The organism is Vibrio kyushuensis, from assembly GCF_050337325.1.
Taxonomy (GTDB): domain Bacteria; phylum Pseudomonadota; class Gammaproteobacteria; order Enterobacterales; family Vibrionaceae; genus Vibrio; species Vibrio kyushuensis.
Genome location: NZ_JAKJSV010000003.1, coordinates 342,227 through 366,507, shown reverse-complemented (window position 1 = coordinate 366,507; position 24,281 = coordinate 342,227). Strand labels below are relative to the sequence as shown.

Genomic DNA, 24,281 nt, shown 5'->3' with positions numbered 1-24,281 from the left:
TAAATATGCTGATCGTTATCTCACCGGCTAAAACACTGGACTACGAGTCTAAACTTCCTACTGAGCAGTGTACTCAGCCTGACTTTATTGAGCATTCTAAAGAGCTAATTCATGAGTGCCGAAAACTAACGCCGCTCGATATTGCTGCTTTAATGAAGGTGAGCGATAAAATTTCGGGCCTGAACGTGGCTAGATTTGAACAGTGGAGTGAGACGTTTTCATTTGATAACGCACGTCAGGCTATTTTTGCTTTTAAAGGTGACGTTTACACAGGGTTAGATGCAGACTCTCTTTCGCAAGCGGATTTAGATTATGCTCAGCAACACCTAAGAATGCTTTCTGGGCTGTACGGGCTGCTTAAACCAATGGATTTGATGCAGCCGTACCGTCTAGAGATGGGGACCAAGCTGGCGAACCCTCGTGGTACTAACCTTTATCAGTTCTGGGGCAACCTAATTACAGATAAGCTGAATCAAGTTTTCGAGGCTCAAGAGAATAAGGTATTGGTTAACTTAGCCTCGAATGAGTACTTCAAGGCGGTCAAGCCTAAGTCTTTAGAAGCTCAGGTGATTACGCCTGTATTTAAAGATTGTAAAAATGGCGTATACAAAGTGATCAGTTTCCACGCTAAAAAAGCACGTGGCATGATGGCTCGTTATATGATTGAAAACCGAGTCGATTCGGTAGAGGCATTACAAAGCTTTGATACAGCAGGCTATTACTTTGTTGAAGCGGAATCGTCAGACAAAGAGCTTGTCTTCAAACGTGATGAGCAATAAAGCTCTTTGGTTTATTAAACAGCTAATAGGTGAATTAAAAGGAGAGCAGCAGTGCTGAAATGGTTGATGTCTTGTTTACGCAAGTATGATGCTTGGTGTCTCTCTATGGGGCTGACTCCTGAGAACAAGCGAAGTTGCGTCCCTTACCGGAAAGACCCTGCCAATAGCTGCTCTTCGATTAACAAACCAAATGAAGAAAAAGACAAGTAGGTATCGATGATTGGTTTATTCGATACCCATTGCCACTTTGATTTTGATACTTTTAGTGGCAATTTTGAAGCAGAACTTAGATTAGCTGAGATGCAGGGCGTTGAGCGATTTTTAGTTCCCGCGATCAATGAAAGCAATTGGTCATCGATTCAATCCCTTTCAAAACGCCATCCACAGATTTATCACGCTCTAGGTTTCCATCCTTGGTTTCTTCCACATACTTCAATAGATATACAATCAGCACTCTCACATGCTCTAGAGCAGCGCTCTACACATTGTGTTGCTATCGGTGAATGTGGGCTCGACTTCGCCATTGAGAGCGAGCATGGCCTGCAAGAGCGTTGTCTATCAGTGCAATTGGAACTCGCACAACAGTATCAGCTTCCCGTCATTCTGCACTGTCGCAAAGCTCACCATCGTCTTATTCCTTTATTAAAACGTTACCCGTTATCGAAAGGAGGGGTGCTGCATGGATTCTCGGGTAGCTATCAGCAGGCAATGGCTTACATTGAGTTAGGCTTTTATATTGGCGTCGGTGGCACCATTACCTATCCACGAGCGAACAAGACAAGGCAGGCGATTACAGATTTACCATTAGACTATTTGGTCATTGAAACGGACGCACCAGATATGCCACTGCATGGTTTTCAGGGGCAAAATAATCACCCACTAATGCTACCTAAAGTGTTATCAGAACTGGCTTTGATGAAAAAACAGACAGAGCAAACGATTGCGCAATCGTTGTGGCAAAACAGCCATTTACTCTTCTCTATTTGTGAATGATTTCTAAAGAAAATGTACGATAGATGAATGTAGTTATTGAAAATGGTGATCATCATCACACTTATGCATGAATGAACTGTGTGTCTTAACAGAAAGTGTGAACGTGGCATTACTTTATCTTATTTGTGGTGCGTATAATTAACTAGCTTTTTTAGCTTCCACTTTGTAACACGCCAATAAATAACTAATAAGGAAATCATAAACTATGAGCCTGTTTATGAGTATCGTCGGGATGTTCGTTCTGCTTGGACTAGCAGTACTTTTATCTGACAACCGCAAAGCGATCAACTTAAGAACTGTAGGTGGCGCTTTCGCTATTCAATTTGTGTTGGGTGCATTTATTCTTTACGTTCCTTGGGGACAAGAGCTGCTGAAAAGCTTCTCTGATGGAGTATCAAATGTAATCGCATACGGTAACAAAGGTACTGAATTTATCTTCGGTGGCCTAGTATCGGGTAAAATGTTCGAACTATTCGGTGGCGGCGGTTTCGTCTTCGCATTCCGCGTTCTTCCTACATTAATCTTCTTCTCTGCTTTCATCTCTGTACTTTACTACATTGGCGTTATGCAGTGGGTCATCAAGATTCTTGGTGGTGCACTACAAAAAGCGCTAGGTACTTCACGTGCGGAATCAATGTCAGCAGCTGCGAACATCTTCGTTGGCCAAACAGAGGCGCCTCTAGTAGTACGTCCGTTTGTTCCTAAGATGACTAAGTCAGAACTATTCGCAGTAATGTGTGGTGGTCTAGCTTCTATCGCTGGTGGTGTACTTGCAGCATTTGCTGGCATGGGTGTTCCAATTGAGTACCTTGTAGCAGCATCATTCATGGCTGCACCTGGTGGTCTACTGTTTGCTAAAATCATCATGCCTGAAACAGACACGCCTGATGATAACATTGCAGATAGTTTAGATGGTGGCGATGACAAACCTGCTAACGTAATTGATGCAGCCGCTGGCGGCGCAGCAATGGGCCTACAACTGGCTCTAAACGTTGGTGCAATGCTACTAGCATTCATCGGTTTGATTGCTCTAGTAAACGGCATGCTTGGTGGTGTTGGCGGCTGGATTGGTATGCCAGAACTAACGCTAGAAATGATTCTAGGTTGGGTATTCTCTCCACTAGCATTCGTAATCGGTGTTCCATGGTCTGAAGCGACACTTGCAGGTTCATTCATCGGTCAGAAGATCGTAGCGAACGAATTCGTAGCTTACGTTGCGTTCTCTCCATACCTTGCTGAAGGTGCTGAAGTTATTCTTTCTGAGAAAACGAAAGCAATCATCTCATTCGCACTATGTGGTTTCGCAAACCTTTCTTCAATCGCGATTCTACTAGGTGGTTTAGGTAGCCTTGCTCCTGAACGCCGTCATGAGATTGCTCGCATGGGTATGAAAGCTGTTGCCGCTGGTACGCTTTCGAACCTAATGGCAGCAACAATTGCTGGTTTCTGTTTAAGCCTTGCGGCTCTTTAATAGAACTCGGTAATTAATATATAGACGCCTTAATAAATCGCCCCGTAGCAAGAAATTGCTGCGGGGCTTTTTTCGTTTTGGGCGATAAGGTTTTATTGTTTCACTTGATTACGGCTTAAAGTCGTAGAGATGGGAGTCAATAAACCTGAATTTAGGAAAGAGCGTAAGATTTTTGAGATACAAACCGTTTGCGTTTTATATGGCACTACAGTTTTGCGATGAATATCTATACTGTATAGATTAAATAAAGCACTTCTGTTTGAGTGACCACTTATCACTTAACGGCAGCACATCTCATACAGGCAAATGATTTGCCTACGCAGGTACGTCCATCAGTGATGGTTGTGCCATGTACCATTTGGTACTGTGCGGTGACAAGGATAGCAATCAATACATGTTCGCTGTATGTATTGAGTCTTCAAGGAACCAAGTCCGTTCATTTAAGGCTACTGGGCTAACTATCGAGGTTATAACTAAAGATCTCATGCCCAGTGGTAAATGAATTGAATATATTGATCGGAGATAGAAATGAGCGATTTAAAAGCAGCAGCACTACGCGCACTTAAATTAATGGACCTTACAACGTTGAACGATGATGACACTGATGAAAAAGTGATCTCATTATGTCGTGATGCAAAAACAGCCGTAGGTAATACTGCTGCAATCTGTATCTACCCTCGTTTTGTTCCTATTGCGAAGAAGACTCTTCGTGAGCAAGGCACTCCAGATGTGCGTATTGCGACAGTAACAAACTTCCCTCACGGTAACGATGATGTTGCTATTGCTGTTGCTGAAACAAAAGCTGCCGTTGCTTATGGCGCAGATGAAGTCGATGTGGTTTTCCCATACCGCGCACTGATTGCTGGTAATGCAGAAGTTGGTTTTGAGCTGGTTAAACAGTGTAAAGAAGCGTGTGGTGACATTCTTCTTAAAGTGATCATCGAAACGGGTGAACTTAAAGAAGAAGCATTAATTAAAAAAGCCTCTCAAATCTGTATTGAAGCGGGCGCTGATTTCATTAAAACCTCAACGGGTAAAGTGCCAGTAAACGCAACACCAGAATACGCACGCATGATGCTTGAAGTTATTCGTGACATGGGCGTTGCAAAAACAGTTGGTTTTAAACCTGCTGGTGGCGTTCGCACAGCTGAAGATGCTCAAGCTTACCTTGGTATGGCTGATGAGTTACTTGGCGCTGAGTGGGCAGATAATATGCATTATCGTTTTGGTGCATCAAGCCTGCTAACTAATCTATTAAATACATTAGAAGTAACAGACCAAACAGCAGATCCTGCAGCGTACTAATCGCTACTGGCTCTGAACTGAAAACAATAAGTCTGATTCGTGGAGTGACTAGGTCGAGTTGATCTAGTTCGCTCCATATACCTCTTACCTTACTAACCATGCTTAACCGCTTGGGAGGCTCTAATGTCTTTATCTCAAACTTTCTTACCTCAAGAAATCATCCGCAAAAAGCGTGATAACGAAATTCTAACGACTGAAGAAATTAACTTCTTCATTCAAGGTGTTGCGAAAAACACCGTATCTGAAGGCCAAATTGCGGCATTCGCAATGGCAATTTTCTTTAATGAAATGACCATGCCTGAGCGAATTGCTCTCACGTGTGCTATGCGTGATTCAGGCATGGTGATCGATTGGGGTCACATGAACTTTGATGGTCCAATCGTAGACAAACACTCAACTGGTGGTGTTGGCGATGTAACGTCATTAATGCTTGGCCCAATGGTGGCAGCATGTGGCGGATTCGTTCCAATGATCTCAGGCCGTGGCTTAGGTCATACTGGTGGTACTCTTGACAAGCTAGAGTCAATTCCTGGCTACAACATTACGCCAACCAACGATGTTTTTGGTCAAGTCACTAAAGACGCAGGTGTTGCTATTATTGGTCAGACGGGCGATTTGGCTCCTGCTGATAAGCGCGTGTACGCCACTCGTGATATCACTGCGACCGTTGATAATATCTCACTGATCACTGCCTCTATTTTGTCTAAGAAATTAGCCGCAGGTTTAGACTCACTTGTAATGGATGTGAAAGTGGGTTCTGGCGCATTCATGCCAACGTATGAAGCATCTGAAGAACTGGCAAAATCAATCGTTGCTGTGGCGAACGGTGCCGGTACTAAGACAACTGCTATTTTAACCGACATGAACCAAGTTCTCGCTTCATCTGCTGGTAATGCCGTTGAAGTTCGAGAAGCGGTTCAGTTCCTAACGGGTGAATACCGTAACCCTCGTTTACTCAATATTACCTTGGCATCTTGTGCTGAAATGTTGGTGCTGGGTAATTTAGCCACTGACTCTGAAGACGCGCGCGCTAAGCTAATGGAAGTACTCGATAACGGCAAAGCTGCAGAGTGCTTTGGCAAAATGGTTGCAGGCCTTGGTGGTCCTGAAGATTTTGTACAAAACTATAATAACTACTTAGAAAAAGCAGAAATTATCAAACCTGTCTACGCATCTGAAAGCGGTGTTGTATCTGCGATGGATACTCGCGCTATCGGTATGGCTGTTGTTGGCATGGGCGGTGGACGTCGCGTTGCCACTGACAGCATCGATTACGCAGTAGGTTTTGATAACTTCATTCGTCTAGGTGAGATGGCAACTAACGAGAAACCGTTGGCCGTCATCCATGCACGTAATGAAGAGCAATGGCAAGAGGCCGCATCTGCACTATTAAATGCAATTAGTGTGGGCGGAGAGTATCAAGCGACTCCAGATGTTTATCGTCAAATTCGTTCTGAAGACGTGTAAAGTCTGTTGGAGAGAGAAATGAAAAGAGCAATTATTTTAGTTTTAGATTCATTTGGTATTGGTGAAACAGCTGATGCGGATACGTTCGGTGATGTTGGTGCAGATACCATGGGTCACATTGCAGAACAGTGCAGTAAAGGATTGGCAGATAATGCCGATCGCAGTGGGGCACTAAAGTTGCCTAACCTGTCAAAGCTTGGCTTTGCGATGGCTCACAAAGAATCAACGGGTAAGTTCGCTGCTGGTTTAGAAGAGAGTGTCGAAGTGATTGGTGCTTACGGTCATGCCGCAGAACTTTCTTCGGGCAAAGATACTCCTTCTGGTCACTGGGAAATTGCGGGTGTTCCTGTTCTGTTTGATTGGGGCTACTTTACCGACAAAGAGAATAGTTTCCCGAAAGAGCTCACTGATCGCATTCTAAAACGCGCAGGTCTGTCTGGTTTTCTAGGGAATTGCCATGCGTCGGGTACTCAAGTACTTGATGACTTGGGTGAAGAGCACATGAAGAGCGGTCTTCCGATCTTTTATACATCGGGTGACTCGGTATTCCAAATTGCCTGTCATGAAGAGACCTTTGGTCTAGATAACCTACTAGAGTTATGCCAAATCGCTCGTGAAGAGCTGGGTGATTACAATATTGGTCGTGTTATCGCGCGTCCGTTTGTTGGCGCTAAAGCGGGTGAATTTGCACGCACAGGTAATCGAAGAGATCTCTCTGTAGAGCCACCATCAGCAACTGTTTTACAAAAGCTCGTTGAAGAAAAAGATGGTCATGTACATTCGATAGGTAAGATCTCAGATATCTACGCTGGTTGTGGTATTACCAAGAAAACTAAAGCAACGGGCATTCCTGATCTGTTTGAAGCAACCAAAGAAGCAATTAAAGAAGCGGGTGACAATACGATTGTGTTCACTAACTTTGTTGACTTCGACTCTGCTTATGGCCATCGCCGTGATGTCGCTGGTTATGCTGCAGCACTCGAATATTTCGATAGTCGAGTGAATGAAGTGATTGAGTTAATGGAAGAAGATGACATTCTTATTCTAACCGCAGATCATGGTTGTGACCCAACTTGGCCTGGTAGTGATCATACTCGTGAACATATTCCAGTCATTGTGTACGGCAAAAATGTACCTGCGGGCTCATTAGGGCTTAGAGATACATTTGCAGATATTGGTCAAAGTTTGGCATCGTATTTCGGCACTTCGCCAATGGATTACGGTAAAAACTTTTTATAATGATGATTCAAGCCTAGTCATCAACTCTAGGCTTTCAACAAAGGATTAGATAATGGCAACTCCACATATTAATGCTGAAAATGGTGCTTTTGCAGACGTCGTTTTAATGCCTGGCGATCCATTGCGTGCTAAATACATTGCTGATACGTTTCTAGATAATGCCGTTCAGGTTTGTGATGTCCGCAATATGTACGGCTACACGGGCACCTACAAAGGTCGCAAGATCTCTGTAATGGGACACGGTATGGGCATTCCATCATGCTCTATTTATGTGACCGAGCTTATCAAAGACTTTGGTGTTAAGAAGATCATTCGAGTTGGTAGCTGTGGTGCAGTAAGCGAAGATATCAAGTTACGCGACGTTGTGATTGGCATGGGCGCGTGTACTGACTCAAAAGTAAATCGCATTCGCTTTAAAGATCATGACTTTGCCGCAATTGCAGACTATAAGATGGTTCGCAATGCTGAAGATGCAGCAAAAGCACGTGGTATTGAAGTAAAAGTCGGCAACCTGTTCTCTGCTGAACTGTTTTATACGCCAGATCCAGAGATGTTTGATGTGATGGACAAGTACGGCATTGTTGGTGTTGAAATGGAAGCAGCGGGTATTTACGGTGTCGCAGCAGAATATGGTGCAAAAGCGCTGGCGATTTGTACCGTTTCTGATCATATCAAAACCGGTGAGCAGACAACCTCTGATGAGCGCGCTACGACCTTCAATGAAATGATGGAAATTGCATTAGATTCAGTACTGCTTGGCGACGAAGATTAATCTGAGTGAATGACTCTCACTGTCACCTCTAGCAATAGAAAACAAAAAACCTCAGTTCGATATGACCTGAGGTTTTTATTGTTTGAGTGTTTAGACAAATGCTTGATCAGCTAAGTACTTGGAATATCTAGTGCCCTTGAAGTAGCAAGTTCTCGCCTTTGTTCTTTCTCTTTTTTCTAATCAGTAGCGGCATCAACACCCCACCAATAAAACTCATCAAAATCATTGTGTACATGTAACGATCACTCTTTCGATAGTGGTGATCTGAAATCGCTGTAACACGCCCTGTCTCAAAGGTTATGCGTACAAAGCCTATAATAGTTGAATCATGCATGATTGGTTCTACAAGCTGCTGACGGCCTATTCTAGCGGTAGATAAAGGCGTATCGAGTCCGAGCACTTCTCTTGCTGATAGAGCTTCATCACTAGCAGCTAACTTAACGCCTTCAGCATTATAAATTGTAGCGTCAAAAGAGAGGTGACTGTGAGTCAGTTGATTGGCCAGCTTAAGCAGTTTTTCCTGATCTTGTTGTAAGACAGGTTCACTCGCTGAAAGTGCGGCTTGTGAAATCAACATTTTGGTTAAGGTCTCGAGCTGATTATGTTGAATCTGCTCATTACCTTTGCTTATTTTAACACTATTGACTGCAATGACAGCCACCATAGCGAGTAGGGTAAGTACCGCAACGACTTTGATTGCTATACGAAATGAAAACAATGATTGATTCATAGCATTCCTAGACAGAATTATTTTACTGTCATTAATTTTATTTTACTTTCATTAATATTGATACTTGCGTTTTTAAATTGCAATAGGGTAACGTTGAGGAGTTATTTCAAGGATTAAAAACATGGACACGTTAAAGACACTCTCTATTAGAAGACACACTGCGCTTCTTAGCCGATTACCAGAAACTCGCTTTGCTAATCAACATGATAAAGCCAAAGCTAATTGGATTATATTTTCAACACAGCTTTCAGCTCAGCACTTTGAAGACATCGATGCCTACACAGGTGTTTATACGCCTATTGTTGAAACTTGGAAAGTAGGTCACTACGAAGTCGCGCTAATGTCTGGGCAACTTACTCAAGCGCATCAAGATATTGTTATTTCATTGGGGCTAGATTTCGCCAGTCTGGATGATATGCCTGACCTTTCTCTGCCTGGTTTGATTGTGATGGACATGGATTCAACAGCCATTCAGATTGAATGTATTGATGAAATTGCAAAACTTGCAGGCGTTGGAGAAGAGGTGGCTGAGGTTACTGAGCGTGCGATGCAAGGGGAACTCGATTTCGAACAGAGTCTTCGCCAACGTGTTGGTAAGCTTACTGGCGCGAATGAGTCGATTTTAGAAGCGGTACGTAGCGACCTGCCGTTCATGCCTGATTTAGAAGAACTCGTCACAACGCTCAATGCGCTGGGGTGGAAAACTGCCATCGCTTCAGGCGGTTTTACCTATTTCTCAGATTATCTAAAAGAGCAATTGAACTTACATCATGCTCAGTCAAATACCTTGGAAATTATCGATGGCAAGTTAACTGGCCATGTTTTAGGGGATGTTGTCTCTGCACAGACGAAAGCGGATATTCTACTCGACCTGTCTGAGCAGTACGATATTGAGCTGCACAATACTGTAGCGGTAGGCGATGGTGCCAATGATCTTGTTATGATGGATGCGGCAGGTCTGGGTATTGCTTATCACGCAAAGGCAAAAGTGGAACAGCAGGCACAAACAGCGATTCGATTTTCAGGGCTTGGTGGGGTGCTATGCATACTTTCTGCTGGGCTTGTAAAACAGAAGAAGTTGAGTTGGCAATCTAGACCTTAGGCTGACTATTATGTGAGTGAACGGTAGCCAAAAAACGGTAACCCAATGGCTGTAATTCAACGAATTATGCCATATATAGCGCGAGGAAGAGCCCTCGCGCGATTCTTTAAGCGACTTATTACTCTTATCGAGTCAGCTCTAATCGAACCAATACTTCATCGGTAATATCAACAATCTCACCGTAACCAACGGTTGAACTTATCTCTTTTTCCAAGCTTCTCGCTTGATGCATACTGATTTGAGTAAGCTCTTCAATATCCACTTTTAATAGATTACTCAGAGGTTCAAAAATGGGCGCGCCAGAGACTCGCAAAACATAAAAGTCACCCACATTCATCGCTTTTTTAATGAAAATAAGTCGTTCTTTATTGCTCTCAAACTCACTGCTTAACTTTGTCTGTAATGACTGAATTCGATTCCCAAAAATCAGTGCAGAGATATAAACCTCATGATATTGCGGAACAGCACCCTCAAGTCGTTTCATTGGAACAGAAAGGAGTGTCGTCATTCTTCCTTTATAAATAGGTTCTAGTGAAAACTGCTTTTCAATGCCTAATCTTGCCATTAGCACTAGGTGTGGAGGAAGAGGGTAGTTCACACCGATCACCCTAGGGACTAATGAGCCTTTAATTTTTTCGATGAAGACAGGGTTGCTGACCATCTTATCCAATAAAATATCGTGCAGCCCTTCAAGTAATTCATTACTAGGGAGTAGCTCTTTTTTCTGTGGCAGCTTTTTCTCATTGTGTTTTATTAATCGATCAAAGAAGCCTATCGTTCTTAAATTCTGAGTAGAGTTATCGATACTCATTTGAACTTGTTGATCATCTGAACCGACACGTATTACCTGATAAGGAACTTCACTGAGAGGCAACGATTTATCGTACAACTGCAATTCACGTAAGTTTACGGTACATCGGTCATTTGCGGTGATGTCACTGGGCGTGTCAAGCTGAATACTTAAGCCATGCCTTGAGAGATCAAGAGTATTGCCTGAATACACTTTTCCAGATTGTGTGGTTAATTCAACAGGTGACTTAAATTGATAGCGAGGCTCTTTTCTACGAGATTTTGCATCAAAATAGATAGAGGTTGGGTTGCCTATTATTTTTCGAGTATGTCGAAAGCGATTTAACGTCTTACTTGGTAGTTTCGGCTTTTGAGTGAAAAGATAATCCCCTGCTGAATCGCTATCAGCTATCTCTTGTAAAATACCGCAATGAGAGAGGGCTTCAGTATTGATACCCAATTCGTTGGCATGCTGCGCTAGTTGCTGACATTCAGGATCGGAGAGTTCAAAAATAGACAGCTTAAAGGCTTTCCAACTTTTTCGTCTTGCTCCTACATGCCAGAACAATTGACGCTCTTCTCTCGTTGCTTCAGGCATCATCATTGAGAAGAAAAGAGATTTCCCTTCATGTTGATGCGTGAAAGAGTAAATTGTGTTGCTGCTGCCACGAATACCTGCCTTAGTCAGCAGTGAGATACGTTCTTCGTGAAACAGAGATCCCAAAGCCTGCTGGTTACGCTCATCTTGCCAATAGTTCCAAATGGGCAAGTTATTTTCGGTCATCAATATCAGCTTTAATTCACTACCACTAAAAAACAGTGGCAGATTGCAGGTATGTTTTAAATAGGTGTGTTCATAGCCACGAGTGCGAGCTCGAATTATTTTATCTTGGTTATCATGGCGAACTTTTTGTGAGTTGTTTTGTAGCGATTCTTCAATGACTTGATTGATGACATCAGACTCTGACACTTTAAGTGCGCGAATAAACTTAACGGCATCATTCTCGTAACTGTCATCAATGCCCACCACTCGGTAATTAAGTGGTAGAGCGATCTCTTCAACTTCAGACGATTTTTGTAATTCAACAAATGAAACGCTAACAAGTTCGCCCAACTTATAGTTTATTGCGGCTGGAACTTTAAATTTAGCGCCAGAGGGAGACAGATCGATACTCACCGCATGAACAAGTTGCTTATTTTGCAAAGTAATTTCAACTTGAGAGTAAACCTTCAGGCGATTCTCTTGCCGTTTTAAGTCATAGCCCAGCGTTATTGGTTCAACATGAAAAGGGGTTGTCTCTGGTGACGACTCTTTTTGAGGCGTAATACCGTTTTGTTTCATTACTCTGAAATTATTCTTGGTATTAATTAAGGCTTCCCACATCCCTTCGGTGTAGCCGTTAAACTTCTTGAAATTCTTGTGGTAGGCATTGAAAGCCACATCATCGAGCCAGTGCTTTAAACCATCAAGCTCGTACTCTCGACACTCGCCTTGAACTCGACCTCTTAGGTCAATGGGTTTAGTGCAAGGTGCCATAACCCGATTTAATTCCATCTTTATGAGCAGTTTTGCTGACGGGGCTTCGCCCTCTGTCATTTGTGACAAAAGGTAATCGAAATCCCCTGAATGAAAAGCGGGGATGAGTCTTTCTGCGATAGATAGAATTTCAGATTGCTGCATATTTTTCTGTTAGAGTAGTCCGTTACATTAACATCGGCAGAATCACCGAGATCTTTAGCCAGATGTTAACTCTCTAGGTGAGCAAGTGGTGTTAGTCATCACTGAATGCGTCACGCGCTTTTCATCATTCGTTTAATTAAGTGCTTATTAAACAGTTTAGTAGATTGAGGAAACATGGCTAAGGCAAAACGTGCATACGTTTGTAACGATTGTGGTGCGGATTTTCCCCGCTGGCAAGGGCAATGTAACGCTTGTGGGGCTTGGAACACGATTACAGAGATTCGTTTGGCGGCATCACCAACGGTAGCGCGCAATGATCGTTTGTCTGGATATGCAGGCGGTATCAATGAATCAAAGGTTCAGGTTCTGTCTGAAATCGATCTACAAGAAGTGCCTCGATTTAGCAGTGGCTTCAAAGAACTAGATCGAGTACTTGGCGGTGGGGTCGTTCCCGGTGCTGCGATATTGATAGGTGGTAACCCTGGTGCTGGTAAGTCGACGCTTTTACTTCAGACCATGTGTTTGCTTTCAGCTCAAATGCCAACGTTATATGTAACGGGTGAGGAGTCGCTTCAGCAAGTCGCAATGAGAGCGTCACGCTTAGGTTTACCGAAAGAACACCTAAAAATGTTGTCGGAAACAAATGTAGACAAAATTTGTCAAATCGCTGAAAAAGAGCAGCCACGTATTATGGTTATTGACTCTATTCAAGTGATGAACGTTGCGGATGTGCAATCTTCACCGGGGAGTATTGCGCAAGTAAGAGAGTCGGCAACGATGCTGACCCGATACGCAAAACAAAATAACGTTGCAGTCTTTATTGTCGGTCATGTAACTAAAGACGGTACATTAGCCGGTCCAAAAGTACTTGAGCATATTATTGATTGCTCTGTCTTACTTGATGGTGGTGCCGATAGCCGCTTTAGAACCATGCGAAGCCATAAAAACCGTTTTGGTGCGGTGAATGAGTTAGGCGTGTTTGCTATGACGGGTCAAGGGCTTAAAGAGGTGAGTAACCCTTCTGCTATCTTCTTATCCCGTGGTGAAGAAGAGACGTCAGGCAGTTCAGTCATGGTGGTATGGGAAGGAACGCGTCCTTTACTTGTCGAAATTCAAGCGTTGGTTGATTACTCTCAGCTAGCTAACCCGCGACGCGTATCCGTCGGTTTAGATCAAAACCGGTTATCTTTATTGTTAGCGGTACTGCATAAGCACGGTGGCTTGCAGATGGCTGACCAAGATGTCTTTGTTAACGTAGTGGGTGGCGTTAAGGTCACTGAAACCAGCGCCGATCTTGCTTTGGTACTTGCGCTACTATCAAGTTTTAAAGACAGAGCGTTGCCAAAAGATGTGGTTGTCTTTGGTGAGGTTGGTTTGGCTGGAGAGATCCGCCCTGTACCAAGTGGCCAAGAACGATTAATGGAAGCGTTTAAGCATGGCTTTAAAAAAGCAATCGTTCCAGCCGCCAATATGCCTAAGAATGGTATCGACGGTATGCAAATTCATGGGGTTAAAAAGCTATCTGATGCGCTTGCTGCTTTTGATGAGCTGTAAAGCAAATAAGAGAATTAGGTTTGTAAATCAGAGCAAGCCTAAATAGACTACGCTCATTAATACCACGAGCAGTAGTGGGGATAATAAAAGCGTATCATTGATATGCTTCTTATTGATTTTTGCTGAGTAGTGGCCTATAAAAGTTTTTTATCTTCTTCGTACACGCTAAGGGTACCAGTCTTGACGGATTATGGTATACTCTGCGCGCATTTTATATCCTATTAACAGAGTAAGACAATGGCAGATTTATCGAAGTACAGAAACATTGGTATTTTCGCGCACGTTGATGCGGGTAAAACAACTACCACTGAGCGAATCCTAAAGTTAACTGGTCAAATTCATAAGACTGGTGAAGTTCACGATGGCGAATCAACGACTGACTTTATGGAACAGGAAGCAGAGCGCGGTATTACTATCCAGTCAGCAGCTGTAAGTTGCTTCTGGGATAACCACCGTTTCAACGTTATCGATACTCCTGGACACGTTGACTTCACAGTTGAAGTATACCGTTCACTTAAAGTACTTGATGGCGGTATCGGCGTATTCTGTGGTTCTGGTGGTGTTGAACCACAATCAGAAACTAACTGGCGCTACGCGAACGAATCTGAAGTTGCACGTATCATTTTCGTTAACAAACTAGACCGTATGGGTGCTGACTTCTACCGTGTTGTTAAGCAGACTCAAGACGTACTAGGTGCTAACCCACTAGTAATGGTTCTACCTATCGGTATCGAAGACGATTTCACTGGTGTAGTAGACCTTCTTAGCCGTAAAGCGTACGTTTGGGATGACTCAGGTCTTCCAGAGCGTTACACAGTTGAAGATGTTCCTGCGGACATGGTTGACAAAGTAGAAGAATACCGCGAAATGCTGGTTGAAACTGCTGTTGAGCAAGACGATGACCTAATGGAAGCTTACATGGAAGGCGAAGAGCCATCTATTGAGCAACTAAAAGTATGTATCCGTAAGGGTACACGTACTATGGACTTCTTCCCAACATACTGTGGTTCAGCATTCAAAAACAAAGGTATTCAACTAATCCTTGATGCTGTTGTTGATTACCTACCTTCACCAACAGAAGTTGATCCTCAACCTCTAATGGATGAAGAAGGCGAAGAGACTGGTTCACACGCACTTGTTTCAGCTGACGAAACTTTCAAAGCGCTAGCATTCAAAATCATGGATGACCGTTTTGGCGCACTAACGTTCGTACGTATTTACTCAGGTACATTGAATAAGGGTGACACAATCCTTAACTCATTTACTGGTAAAACAGAGCGTGTTGGCCGTATGGTTGAGATGCAAGCTGATGAGCGTAAAGAACTAACTTCTGCACAAGCGGGCGACATCATCGCTATCGTTGGTATGAAGAACGTTCAAACAGGTCACACTCTATGTGATCCTAAAGACCCAATCACACTTGAGCCAATGGTTTTCCCTGAACCAGTAATCTCAATCGCTGTAACGCCAAAAGATAAAGGCGGTTCAGAGAAGATGGGTGTTGCTATCGGTAAAATGGTTGCAGAAGATCCAACGTTCAAAGTAAACACTGACGAAGAGACTGGCGAAACTATCCTACGTGGTATGGGTGAGCTTCACTTAGATATCAAAGTAGATATCCTTAAGCGTACTTACGGCGTTGACTTAACAGTTGGTGCTCCTCAAGTTGCTTACCGTGAAACTATTACTCAAGCAGTTGAAGATAGCTACACGCATAAGAAACAGTCTGGTGGTTCTGGTCAATTCGGTAAGATCGATTACCGTATCAAACCAGGCGAAACAGGTTCTGGCTTTACGTTCTCTTCATCAGTTGTTGGTGGTAACGTACCTAAAGAATTCTGGCCTGCAGTAGAGAAAGGCTTCAAGTCAATGATGGACGAAGGTGTTCTTGCTGGATTCCCTGTTCTTGATGTTGAAATTGAGCTATTCGATGGTGGCTTCCACGCAGTCGATTCATCTGCTATCGCATTTGAAATCGCAGCGAAAGGTGCATTCCGTCAATCTATCCCTAAAGCGGGTGCTCAACTTCTAGAGCCTATCATGGCAGTAGACGTGTTTACTCCAGATGATCACGTTGGTGATGTTATTGGTGACCTTAACCGTCGTCGTGGCATGATCAAAGATCAACTAGCTGGCGTAACAGGTGTTCGTGTTCAAGCTGACATCCCTCTTTCTGAGATGTTCGGTTACATCGGTCACCTACGTACTATTACTTCAGGTCGTGGTCAATTCTCTATGGAATTCGCACACTACGCACCATGCCCAATGAACGTGGCTGAAGCAGTAATTGCTAAAGTTAAAGAAGAAAACGCTAAGAAATAATCGTTTTAGTCTCTAACTTAAAAGCCCCGCTAGTCTGACTAGCGGGGCTTTTTGTATTCAGAACCTTTTTAACTAGGCTTGTTTCAGTTGAACGTAAATGGATTCCACTTTTGTTCTAGCCCACTCGGTTTTACGCAAAAATTTCAGGCTGGATTTAATACTAGGGTCGCTTTTAAAGCAGTTAATATTAACCATACGGCTAAGCTCTTCCCATCCGTAATGTTCAACCAATTCAGTCAGTAACTTTTGAAGCGTGATGCCATGAAGAGGGTTATTTTCTTGTGTCATTTTCTCATTTCACTATTGTTAAGCGCAGCCGCTGTTGAGAGCAAGTGAGCTTTAGATTTGCCGTTTCGTTGGGCATAGTATAGCAATTCTTTAAGGCTTAGTTACATTTCCATTTAAGCTTAGTTACGCTTCCATTTTAAAGAATAATCGCTCTCCTTAATGATCAACTCCTCGCGCCCTAAACAGGAAAACTGCTCGATTTGTTGCTTCATCCATTTTTCAAATACAATAATTTTTTCACGACGAAAATACCCAGCAGGGGCACATAAGTAATAACTAAAACGTGGCTTGAGAGCAATATTACTAATACGAACGAGCTTTCCTTCATCTAGGTAGCGTAAAGCAAGACTGTGCTTAACCAGTGCAACGCCTTGAACCGCTAAAGCACCTTCGAGTACAAAATGAGAACCGTCATATTGCAGTGTAGATTGACCACCTTTCACTCCGACTGAATCTAGCCATAATTGCCAATCCATATCTGGCCAACGATCTTCAATGAGTTCGGCTTTATAGAGGTCATCCACACTATAGATACCGTGTTTTTCTTGATAAATAGGATGACAGACGGGATAAACCACCTCATCCATTAGCCATCGACTTTCGACATTTTTGTAATTGCCTTCTCCGTAACGTATACAGATATCAACACTTGAGTCCTGAAATGACACCACGTGATTAGACGGTTCAATTAACATGGATAGTTCAGGGTGTTGCTCTTTAAATTGCCCAATACGAGGAACAAGCCAATGTTGAGCGAAAGAGGGTAATGTGGAAATAGAAAGCTGTGTTGGATTGGGGTCTTGGTTTATTTGTCGTATTCCATCTTGTAGATGAGCAAATCCTTTTTTGGCTTGTAAGTATAACGTTTCCCCTTCATGGGTTAAGACGACTTGTCTATGCTGACGAATAAACAAGTCAGTGCCTACCCACTCTTCGAGTAATCTAATTTGCTGACTGATCGCTGCCGCTGTTACAAAAAGCTGAGCGGCGGCGGCTTTGAAACTGCCTAGCTCTGCGGCGGTATAAAAATAATAGATCCCCAAAAATGGAGGCATTCGTTCTTTCACATTAGTTTTCCTTAACTCAATGCCAATTTGTATCGTTTGTCCTATTTACCATAATGGTTGATTATTAACCTTGTCAACTGAGTTAATTAAAGGGAGATAGAGAGATATGAATACTTCAATCATGAATGGCACGAATACTATAAGCCGACCTTCATCTAATTTAATTAAGACTTTCTTTTCTATTATCAAGATGTGGGTGTCAAAATCCCGCTCAAGAAAACACCTTTCGGATCTTCCGGATCACCTACTCGCTGATGTAGGTCTGAGTGAAGAACAAGCGACTAAGGAAAGTAACCGAGTGTTTTGGGACTAAGACAAGAGTAAATAAACAACGTCGTTTAAGAGCTTAAATAAAATATTCGCTAACCTTCCTGTCTAGCATCACCTCAGTGTTAAGTATTCACACTGAGGTTTTTTATTTTTTGAAATAACGATACTCATGAAACAGAAAAGGCTTACTTTCGAACTTTTATCAAAAGTAAGCCTCCCCATCACTTTAGTGTTAACTCGTTGTATCGTTTATTCTTCCCAGATGACCAACTTGTCTTTAGGCCAGTCAGCGCCGAGATCATGGTACTTTTGCTCCAAGATATGGCGCTTTATTTTGAGCGTAGGAGTGAGTACATTGTTTTCTATACTCCACGGTTCTTTGATCATCAATACACCTTTGATTTTCTCATGCGAACCAAGTTGTGCGTTCATTTTTTCAATAACGCGCTCGGTAGTGCGTTCATAGCGTTTTCTGTCAAAGTTAGGGAAATCATGCGGAACGACAAGTAAGATTGGCCCAGGAAGCCCAAGGCCGATAAGACACATCATTTCGACACGGCTGTATTCAAATAATTTTTTCTCGATAGGAACTGGGGCGACAAATTTACCTTTAGCAGTTTTAAAGGTGTCTTTCTTACGCCCTTGGATCCAGAGATACCCGTCAGCATCAATCGATCCTATATCACCAGTATGTACCCAACCTTCGCTATCAAAAGTCTCTTTTGTCGCGATATCATTTTTGTAGTAACCAGAGAATAGCCCTTTACCACGAACCATAATTTCACTGTCTTGAGCGATTTTCAGTTCAATCCCTGGTCCTGCATCACCAACCGTGCCAATTTTGTCTTCTCTAAACGGATAGTTGATCGTGCTATAAGCGAATGTTTCCGTCATTCCCCAAGCTTCAGTAATGTTTAATCCAACACTGTGGTACCAGTTGAGTAACGCCGCAGAAACAGGAGCAGATCCACAACCTAATACTCTTGCTTGATCAAGCCCTAGTCCTTCAGCGAGTTTCTTTTTGATCAAACTATTGATAAATGGAATCTTAAGAAGAAGGTTTAGTTTACGTGGTGGAAGTTTGTCTTGAATGCGCTGCTGGAATAAAGTCCATAAACGAGGTACCGAGATAAACAGAGTCGGACGTTGCATTTTAACGTCTTCAATAAAGGTATCTAACGACTCAGGGAAGGCAGTCACCACGCCACCCATAATTGAGCAGCCAAATATGTAAACACGCTCGGTAATGTGTGCAAGCGGCAGATATGAGAACAGTCTGTCACCATCTTGTATACCAATATGGTTTACCAACTGTTGAACAGACCAACTGAATGCACCATAGGTCAACATTGCCCCTTTAGGCTGGCCAGAGGTTCCAGATGTGTACACCAATGACATCAATTTATCATCGCAATGTTCTGGTCTAAAAGTAGAGGGCTCTACTTCCGTTATAAGATCTTCAAACTGGTATTGGCAACTTGGCGCGCTATCGTATGGCAGAGCGATGCTAATAATGTCAGGTAAGTTCGAGAGTACTTCTTGAGTCGCTTTAGCATCATCGAGCTTACCAGCAATGATGAACTTACTTTCACTGTGTGTCGCACAATACTCTATGGTTTCTGCGCCTGCCGTAGGGAAGATGGGCACGCTAACGAAATCACCTAGCATCATAGCCAAATCACAGATAAACCACTCAGCGCAGTTTTTTGAAATGAGCGCGACCTTGTCACCAGGTTCTGCACCAAGTTTATTCAAGGCACTCACAAGGCGTAGCGCTTTGTCCGCTACTTCAGCGTAAGTAAACTCAACAAACTGTCGATTGATGATTTGTTTAAGGTACACCTCATTTGGCCGCTCTTGAGACCACTTTAAAATCAACTCGTTTGGTGGGGGGAGAGTACAAGTAGGTTTTGTCATTTGATTAGGCTGAATCATTCTCTAACTCCATGTATTAGAAGTGATGCATTAATTATTATGTTATTTAATTGTTAATCACTAGTTAACACTAGCACGAGCGTTAGGGAGGTGAAAGATTATGAAGGGATTTTGATCGATTAGAGTGATCTATCTAATGGAACTGCCTGAAAACACCGGGAGAAATTCCAGTCTTCTTCTTAAAAATGCGTGAAAAGTAGGAAACATCGTTGTAACCACACTGGTAAGCAATGACTGCAATTTTGTTCTTTTTATCGTCTTGTAAAAGTTGTTTAGCAAGTTCGATTCGTTTTGTGGTTAGGTAATCACGAAAGCTGATCCCCAAGGATTTGTGGAACACCTTTGAAAAGTAGCTGACGGAATAGTGGCAATAATCAGCAATATCTTCTTCTCTGATTGTTTTAGCAATATTGAGGTCTATATAACGCAGTACCTCAATTATATCTTTACTAATTGATTGATTATTAAGACCAACCTCATTTTTGTGTATATCTAATACAGATTGATGATCGGTGAAGCGATAGTGAATATTACGACTAAGATTTTCGCACCAGTCATAAATGTCAAAATTATTTAGATCGAAATGATCAAAAATAATATTTAACTCAACAATATCGTCATCTATTTCACCTTTATGGATAATGATCAGTTGTTTATGAAGGTTTTGACAAAGCTTTATTGCTGTAAGTAGTAGCGGATGGTTGACATGTTTATCAAAAAAGAAAAAACAAACATTTATATTAGGGTCGCTCAAAATAGACACATCGTGTCCACTTTCAATCACCTTAAAGAACTTCTCGATACTAAATAGGGTATCTTTTGGTATGTATGATACTGATTGCCCAATCCAATGGCCTGCGTGAAGAACATCCATAATATAGTAGCCTTAGATTAGCTAGTTCTTAATAACTAATTTAAGGCTAGTCATAGGTAGAAATATTTCAAGATAATGGTGATAGAAGAGTCCTAATTGATTATTTTGTTAGTTAAGTTGACCTGATAATGTGATCCTTGTTCAGGAATTATCTATAATAAAAGATAGTCAAGTATCAATATTGAGAATGGCAAAGGTTAGAGTTAATAAAACTCTTAATGGAAAGTTCTTAAAGGAAAACGTTCTTTTACCTCAGTAAGTTAATAAGTTTTACTACGACTTGTCTACTTTGATCATTGTTGATTGTGTGAGTTAAAATTAGTTGTTTGTCGTTATTATTACTAAAAATATCAATATTTAATGACAAGAAAGTACCAAAATAGATTAATAAAGTCCTAACAAATAACTTAATAACTATCTAGATTATTAGTTAGCAATTAAATTAAGTTGCTTTTTTGGAAGGAGACCAAATGATGAATAATTTAGTGAAAAATATCAAAGCTTTTATGCAGGATGATGAAGGGCTAACAGTAGTAGAATATGTTGTAGGTGCAGGTTTACTTGTTGCTGGCTTAGCCGGAATATTTGGTGCATTCAGTACTATTCTTGAAGCTGAGCTATCAAGCGTATTTACAAATAACTAGTACTGATACAGCAAAATTACGCAAGAGTTATAATTGCCGTCTACGCTATATAATACTGACAGATTTATTGCATTAGCATTTGTGCATTAAGTCGTCAGTATTATTGTTAGGAGGCTTTTGATGAACCATTTTCTCTATTCAATTAAAGAGTTTCTTTATGATGAGGAAGGGCTCACTGTTGTCGAATATATTGTTGGAGCGGGAGCACTGATTATAGGTTTTTCTGGTTTATTTACAGTTATTTATGGAATCATAACGGATGAATTTGATTCTATATTTAGTGCCAATGATGTCGAATAAACAATACGCTAGGGATAAGTCGTAATGGAGTATCTAATTTGGGCAGGGTTGCTTTTTGTCGGCACAACCGATGCGAGGGAGAATCGCATACCAAATCTTGGACTTCTCTACCTTTTAACCATCACCTTAATTAGCCTCTCTTTTTCTGTTGATCCACTTATAACTATCGGTAGCTCATTGCTTGCCGGTGTCGTCATGTTTCTTGGATCTCTATTTATGTACATGGTACGTGCAATGGCCCCTGGCGATGTCAAACTTTTGGGGGTAGTTGGCGTTATTGTTGGCTGGGGACAACTAATGAATGCAACCTTTTGGATCGCAATATCTAGTGTGATGATTGGTGGCTTATATGGTGCTATCCGAATGGCAGAAGATCCGGCTTCATTTCAACAATTACTGCAAAAATATACTATGATCTTTGCATATGGTAAGAGTGCTAAAGCATCGGCCATAGTTATAAGTAAAGATAATGCTCAGATGCTAAGAATGCCCTTTGCACCCGTTGTCGTTATAGGGCTAGCAATGCACAGTTTTTTTAATGGAATGATAGTTTAGCGAGACAGCTCTTTAGCGAGAGAACCATTACAAGGAGTCTCCGTGAATACGACATCGAGTGAAGGTAGACATAGAGAAGAGTTAACGCCCCAAGCGGAGGCGCCCAAAGTACCTACTTCTTTTGAAGGGTTAGGGGTACCTAGAGCGGTTGTCGAAAACTTACTCATCAAACAAATCGCGGCATTCCCAAAATCTGATCTTCTGAATCTAACCAAACTTATGTGCATTAATAGTCATCTTATCGAAGATATGATCGCTAATTTACGCAAAAAATCCCTAGTCGAAGTGTTTCAAGCAGCCAGTGAAGGGTTCATGTCCCAAGAGACCGGCGGCACAGTACGTTATGGTTTATCTGAAACGGGGATGCAAGAAGCTGATGCTGCTTTTACAAAGGACGCCTATTTAGGCCCAACCCCTGTGTGTCTTGGTGAATATGATCAAATGGTCAAAGATCAAGACGTGCGAGCTAGAGTGGTAACAAAAGCCGATGTCACTCATGCACTCAATGATGTGTATGGCGCAGATCGAATGATAGGTGTGCTTGGGCCAGCAATTAACTCGGGCCGTGCTTTATTGCTGTACGGGGATGCCGGTACAGGTAAAACATTTGTTGCAACTCGACTACTTAATTCCTTAAACACTTCTGTTTACATTCCTTATGCGGTTTACGCGGCAGGCAACATCATCAAAGTGTTCTCACCACAACATCATAAACGGGTTGGTAACAATAGTGATCAACAAAGCCTTTTATTTAAAGAGCAGTTTGATCGCCGCTGGGTACTCAGTGAGCGACCTAATATACAAGTTGGTGGTGAGCTGACTATGGACATGCTTGAGGTCAACCACAGTGAGCATAACCGTGTTTGGATGGCCCCTCTTCAGATGATGGCAAATAACGGCATCTTTATTATCGATGATTTAGGAAGGCAGCCAATGCCCGTCGATACCTTGCTTAATCGATGGATTGTGCCAATGGAGTATTTCTTTGATCACTTATCCTTGCCAAATGGTCAACAAATTACAATACCTTTTATTTTGACATTGGCATTTTCAAGTAATTTAGACCCTCAAACAATCGCTGATCCCGCCTTCTTGCGTCGCTTAGGTTACAAAATTCAATTTTACGCATTGCAGGATAGTGAATATAAAGCGCTTTGGGGAAAGATCGCTGAGGGGAGAAAGCTAGCCATAGAACCAGCAGTTTTTGAAAATCTATTCAGTTTACATCGTCAACATAGCGTGGGTTTTTATCCTTGTTTACCCAAAGATATGGTGGGTATTAGTCGGGATATCATTGCATTTGAAGACATAGAGCCTGTAATTACTCCAGAAATACTAACACGGGCATGGGAAGTCTACTTTACCGCTGACGGTAAAGGGGGAGGAGCTAGATGAGTAAGCAACAAGTCATTTTATTGTTCATGTTATCCATTCTTTTTGGTTTAGGCGCTGTATTTTTTGCTAAACAATGGATGGACAGTCAAGTACAACCAACGATTGAAACCGAAGTTGTCGAGCGAGAGCCCGTTGTTATTGCAGCTCAGCCTATTCCTGCTGGTACTGTAATTGAGGAGCAGCACTTGACTTCCAAGCTACTTGAAGTTGATTGGAGGGAAGAGACTCAGTACATAGATGAAAGTGTGGTTGTAGGCCTAGTGGCAGAATCGGATATTTTCCAAGGTGAGCTAATTAATCCGCTTCGTGTGACATCAGGAGCGGTTGGCTCAACCTTAGCTGCATTGATTTCTGAAAATATGCGCGCTGTAACCATTCGAGTTAATGATGTTATCGGTGTTGCTGGTTTCTTATTGCCTGGCAATCGAGTCGATATATTAAACACCATTGAATACAGCAAAACTTATACGAATACATCAACCGTTTTAAAGGACATCAAAGTACTTGCAGTGGATCAAACCGCCAAAACGCAAGAGAACTCACCGGTTGTTGTTCGAGCAGTAACACTGGAAGTAACACCGAAAGACGCTGAAAAACTACTAACGGCTAAGAGCAAAGGAAGCATTCAATTGACACTAAGGAATCCTCATGAGCCAGAGGAAAAAGTAGTTAAACGGCGGGTTGCACCTAGTGTCACTATAATTAAAGGGACGCAGTCTTCAAATATTCGAGTTAAGGACTAAGGTGCA

Annotated in this window: 23 protein-coding genes; 17 read left to right on the top strand and 6 right to left on the bottom strand. The window is 42.2% G+C overall.

Annotation, left to right across the window (positions count from 1 at the left end; all coding sequences use genetic code 11):
• Positions 1-5 precede the first annotated feature (5 nt).
• The 8 genes from yaaA (at position 6) to deoD (ending at position 8,026) form a co-directional block, all read left to right on the top strand.
• Positions 6-779, top strand: coding sequence for a peroxide stress protein YaaA (gene yaaA / locus L4D20_RS08125; protein WP_428801077.1), 774 nt, complete (start codon positions 6-8; stop codon positions 777-779).
• Between the two features lie 66 nt (positions 780-845).
• Positions 846-989, top strand: coding sequence for a DUF5363 family protein (locus L4D20_RS08120; RefSeq protein ID WP_428801280.1), 144 nt, complete (start codon positions 846-848; stop codon positions 987-989).
• Positions 990-995: 6 nt separating this feature from the next.
• Entirely contained in the window at positions 996-1,772 is a 777-nt protein-coding gene (locus L4D20_RS08115) for a TatD family hydrolase (RefSeq protein ID WP_428801076.1), read from the top strand.
• Positions 1,773-1,977: 205 nt separating this feature from the next.
• Positions 1,978-3,243: a NupC/NupG family nucleoside CNT transporter gene (locus L4D20_RS08110; RefSeq protein ID WP_428801075.1), complete on the top strand. Its 1,266-nt coding sequence runs from the start codon at positions 1,978-1,980 to the stop codon at positions 3,241-3,243.
• Between the two features lie 528 nt (positions 3,244-3,771).
• Positions 3,772-4,548 carry a deoxyribose-phosphate aldolase gene (gene deoC / locus L4D20_RS08105; protein ID WP_428801074.1) on the top strand — a complete coding sequence of 259 codons (777 nt, stop codon included), beginning with the start codon at positions 3,772-3,774 and terminating at the stop codon, positions 4,546-4,548.
• Positions 4,549-4,671: 123 nt separating this feature from the next.
• Positions 4,672-6,015 (top strand): thymidine phosphorylase, encoded by a 1,344-nt coding sequence (gene deoA / locus L4D20_RS08100; RefSeq protein ID WP_428801073.1) that lies wholly within the window; start codon positions 4,672-4,674, stop codon positions 6,013-6,015.
• 18 nt (positions 6,016-6,033) lie between these two features.
• On the top strand, positions 6,034-7,254 hold the full coding sequence (locus L4D20_RS08095) for a phosphopentomutase (protein WP_428801072.1): 1,221 nt from the start codon (positions 6,034-6,036) through the stop codon (positions 7,252-7,254).
• Between the two features lie 52 nt (positions 7,255-7,306).
• Positions 7,307-8,026: a purine-nucleoside phosphorylase gene (gene deoD, locus L4D20_RS08090; RefSeq protein WP_428801071.1), complete on the top strand. Its 720-nt coding sequence runs from the start codon at positions 7,307-7,309 to the stop codon at positions 8,024-8,026.
• A 127-nt stretch (positions 8,027-8,153) separates the two neighbouring features.
• Here the strand turns inward: deoD and L4D20_RS08085 are convergent, their stop codons facing one another.
• Positions 8,154-8,756, bottom strand: a complete 603-nt coding sequence (locus L4D20_RS08085; RefSeq protein WP_428801070.1) for a YtjB family periplasmic protein — start codon at positions 8,754-8,756, stop codon at positions 8,154-8,156.
• Between the two features lie 121 nt (positions 8,757-8,877).
• Here L4D20_RS08085 and serB point away from each other — a divergent pair, with 121 nt between their 5' ends.
• Positions 8,878-9,858: a phosphoserine phosphatase gene (gene serB, locus L4D20_RS08080; RefSeq protein ID WP_428801069.1), complete on the top strand. Its 981-nt coding sequence runs from the start codon at positions 8,878-8,880 to the stop codon at positions 9,856-9,858.
• A gap of 124 nt (positions 9,859-9,982) precedes the next feature.
• Here the strand turns inward: serB and L4D20_RS08075 are convergent, their stop codons facing one another.
• Positions 9,983-12,328, bottom strand: coding sequence for a PilZ domain-containing protein (locus L4D20_RS08075; RefSeq protein WP_428801068.1), 2,346 nt, complete (start codon positions 12,326-12,328; stop codon positions 9,983-9,985).
• 174 nt (positions 12,329-12,502) lie between these two features.
• Between L4D20_RS08075 and radA the strand changes: the two genes are divergently transcribed.
• Positions 12,503-13,882 carry a DNA repair protein RadA gene (radA, locus tag L4D20_RS08070; RefSeq protein ID WP_428801067.1) on the top strand — a complete coding sequence of 460 codons (1,380 nt, stop codon included), beginning with the start codon at positions 12,503-12,505 and terminating at the stop codon, positions 13,880-13,882.
• Between the two features lie 237 nt (positions 13,883-14,119).
• Positions 14,120-16,204 carry an elongation factor G gene (gene fusA, locus L4D20_RS08065; protein ID WP_428801066.1) on the top strand — a complete coding sequence of 695 codons (2,085 nt, stop codon included), beginning with the start codon at positions 14,120-14,122 and terminating at the stop codon, positions 16,202-16,204.
• Positions 16,205-16,276: 72 nt separating this feature from the next.
• Here fusA and L4D20_RS08060 read toward each other — a convergent pair whose 3' ends face one another.
• Positions 16,277-16,492 carry a VF530 family protein gene (locus tag L4D20_RS08060; RefSeq protein WP_428801065.1) on the bottom strand — a complete coding sequence of 72 codons (216 nt, stop codon included), beginning with the start codon at positions 16,490-16,492 and terminating at the stop codon, positions 16,277-16,279.
• A gap of 119 nt (positions 16,493-16,611) precedes the next feature.
• The gene (locus tag L4D20_RS08055; RefSeq protein ID WP_428801064.1) at positions 16,612-17,559 is read right to left on the bottom strand and encodes a LysR substrate-binding domain-containing protein; all 948 of its coding nucleotides are present in this window, start codon (positions 17,557-17,559) and stop codon (positions 16,612-16,614) included.
• Positions 17,560-17,665: 106 nt separating this feature from the next.
• On the opposite strand from L4D20_RS08055, the gene L4D20_RS08050 reads away from it, so the two are divergent.
• The gene (locus tag L4D20_RS08050) at positions 17,666-17,872 is read left to right on the top strand and encodes a DUF1127 domain-containing protein (RefSeq protein ID WP_428801063.1); all 207 of its coding nucleotides are present in this window, start codon (positions 17,666-17,668) and stop codon (positions 17,870-17,872) included.
• Positions 17,873-18,078: 206 nt separating this feature from the next.
• Here L4D20_RS08050 and L4D20_RS08045 read toward each other — a convergent pair whose 3' ends face one another.
• Together L4D20_RS08045 and L4D20_RS08040 are read right to left on the bottom strand one after the other, a co-directional pair.
• Positions 18,079-19,764, bottom strand: a complete 1,686-nt coding sequence (locus L4D20_RS08045; RefSeq protein WP_428801062.1) for an AMP-binding protein — start codon at positions 19,762-19,764, stop codon at positions 18,079-18,081.
• 133 nt (positions 19,765-19,897) lie between these two features.
• The gene (locus L4D20_RS08040) at positions 19,898-20,638 is read right to left on the bottom strand and encodes a helix-turn-helix transcriptional regulator (RefSeq protein WP_428801061.1); all 741 of its coding nucleotides are present in this window, start codon (positions 20,636-20,638) and stop codon (positions 19,898-19,900) included.
• A 473-nt stretch (positions 20,639-21,111) separates the two neighbouring features.
• Here L4D20_RS08040 and L4D20_RS08035 point away from each other — a divergent pair, with 473 nt between their 5' ends.
• The 5 genes from L4D20_RS08035 to cpaB all read left to right on the top strand — a co-directional run bounded on the left by L4D20_RS08035 (position 21,112) and on the right by cpaB (position 24,275).
• A complete protein-coding gene (locus L4D20_RS08035) occupies positions 21,112-21,282 on the top strand; it encodes a Flp family type IVb pilin (protein WP_428801279.1) in 171 nt (56 codons plus the stop codon).
• A gap of 120 nt (positions 21,283-21,402) precedes the next feature.
• Positions 21,403-21,582 carry a Flp family type IVb pilin gene (locus L4D20_RS08030; protein ID WP_428801060.1) on the top strand — a complete coding sequence of 60 codons (180 nt, stop codon included), beginning with the start codon at positions 21,403-21,405 and terminating at the stop codon, positions 21,580-21,582.
• A 24-nt stretch (positions 21,583-21,606) separates the two neighbouring features.
• Positions 21,607-22,137: a prepilin peptidase gene (locus tag L4D20_RS08025; protein ID WP_428801059.1), complete on the top strand. Its 531-nt coding sequence runs from the start codon at positions 21,607-21,609 to the stop codon at positions 22,135-22,137.
• A 42-nt stretch (positions 22,138-22,179) separates the two neighbouring features.
• Complete coding sequence (locus L4D20_RS08020; RefSeq protein WP_428801058.1) at positions 22,180-23,532, top strand: DUF8689 domain-containing protein; 1,353 nt, start codon at positions 22,180-22,182, stop codon at positions 23,530-23,532.
• Positions 23,529-24,275 (top strand): Flp pilus assembly protein CpaB, encoded by a 747-nt coding sequence (gene cpaB / locus L4D20_RS08015; RefSeq protein WP_428801057.1) that lies wholly within the window; start codon positions 23,529-23,531, stop codon positions 24,273-24,275. The genes L4D20_RS08020 and cpaB overlap by 4 nt, the downstream gene beginning before the upstream one ends.
• Positions 24,276-24,281: the final 6 nt, after the last annotated feature.

Coding starts and splice junctions, on each gene's coding strand:
- L4D20_RS08060 (WP_428801065.1), bottom strand. CDS start 16,492: ATGACACAAGAAAATAACCCTCTTCATGGCATCACGCTTCAAAAGTTA.
- deoD (WP_428801071.1), top strand. CDS start 7,307: ATGGCAACTCCACATATTAATGCTGAAAATGGTGCTTTTGCAGACGTC.
- radA (WP_428801067.1), top strand. CDS start 12,503: ATGGCTAAGGCAAAACGTGCATACGTTTGTAACGATTGTGGTGCGGAT.
- L4D20_RS08095 (WP_428801072.1), top strand. CDS start 6,034: ATGAAAAGAGCAATTATTTTAGTTTTAGATTCATTTGGTATTGGTGAA.
- L4D20_RS08085 (WP_428801070.1), bottom strand. CDS start 8,756: ATGAATCAATCATTGTTTTCATTTCGTATAGCAATCAAAGTCGTTGCG.
- L4D20_RS08030 (WP_428801060.1), top strand. CDS start 21,403: ATGAACCATTTTCTCTATTCAATTAAAGAGTTTCTTTATGATGAGGAA.
- L4D20_RS08040 (WP_428801061.1), bottom strand. CDS start 20,638: ATGGATGTTCTTCACGCAGGCCATTGGATTGGGCAATCAGTATCATAC.
- L4D20_RS08120 (WP_428801280.1), top strand. CDS start 846: ATGTCTTGTTTACGCAAGTATGATGCTTGGTGTCTCTCTATGGGGCTG.
- L4D20_RS08050 (WP_428801063.1), top strand. CDS start 17,666: ATGAATACTTCAATCATGAATGGCACGAATACTATAAGCCGACCTTCA.
- L4D20_RS08045 (WP_428801062.1), bottom strand. CDS start 19,764: ATGATTCAGCCTAATCAAATGACAAAACCTACTTGTACTCTCCCCCCA.
- L4D20_RS08115 (WP_428801076.1), top strand. CDS start 996: ATGATTGGTTTATTCGATACCCATTGCCACTTTGATTTTGATACTTTT.
- serB (WP_428801069.1), top strand. CDS start 8,878: ATGGACACGTTAAAGACACTCTCTATTAGAAGACACACTGCGCTTCTT.
- L4D20_RS08110 (WP_428801075.1), top strand. CDS start 1,978: ATGAGCCTGTTTATGAGTATCGTCGGGATGTTCGTTCTGCTTGGACTA.
- L4D20_RS08075 (WP_428801068.1), bottom strand. CDS start 12,328: ATGCAGCAATCTGAAATTCTATCTATCGCAGAAAGACTCATCCCCGCT.
- L4D20_RS08025 (WP_428801059.1), top strand. CDS start 21,607: ATGGAGTATCTAATTTGGGCAGGGTTGCTTTTTGTCGGCACAACCGAT.
- yaaA (WP_428801077.1), top strand. CDS start 6: ATGCTGATCGTTATCTCACCGGCTAAAACACTGGACTACGAGTCTAAA.
- deoC (WP_428801074.1), top strand. CDS start 3,772: ATGAGCGATTTAAAAGCAGCAGCACTACGCGCACTTAAATTAATGGAC.
- fusA (WP_428801066.1), top strand. CDS start 14,120: ATGGCAGATTTATCGAAGTACAGAAACATTGGTATTTTCGCGCACGTT.
- deoA (WP_428801073.1), top strand. CDS start 4,672: ATGTCTTTATCTCAAACTTTCTTACCTCAAGAAATCATCCGCAAAAAG.
- cpaB (WP_428801057.1), top strand. CDS start 23,529: ATGAGTAAGCAACAAGTCATTTTATTGTTCATGTTATCCATTCTTTTT.
- L4D20_RS08035 (WP_428801279.1), top strand. CDS start 21,112: ATGAATAATTTAGTGAAAAATATCAAAGCTTTTATGCAGGATGATGAA.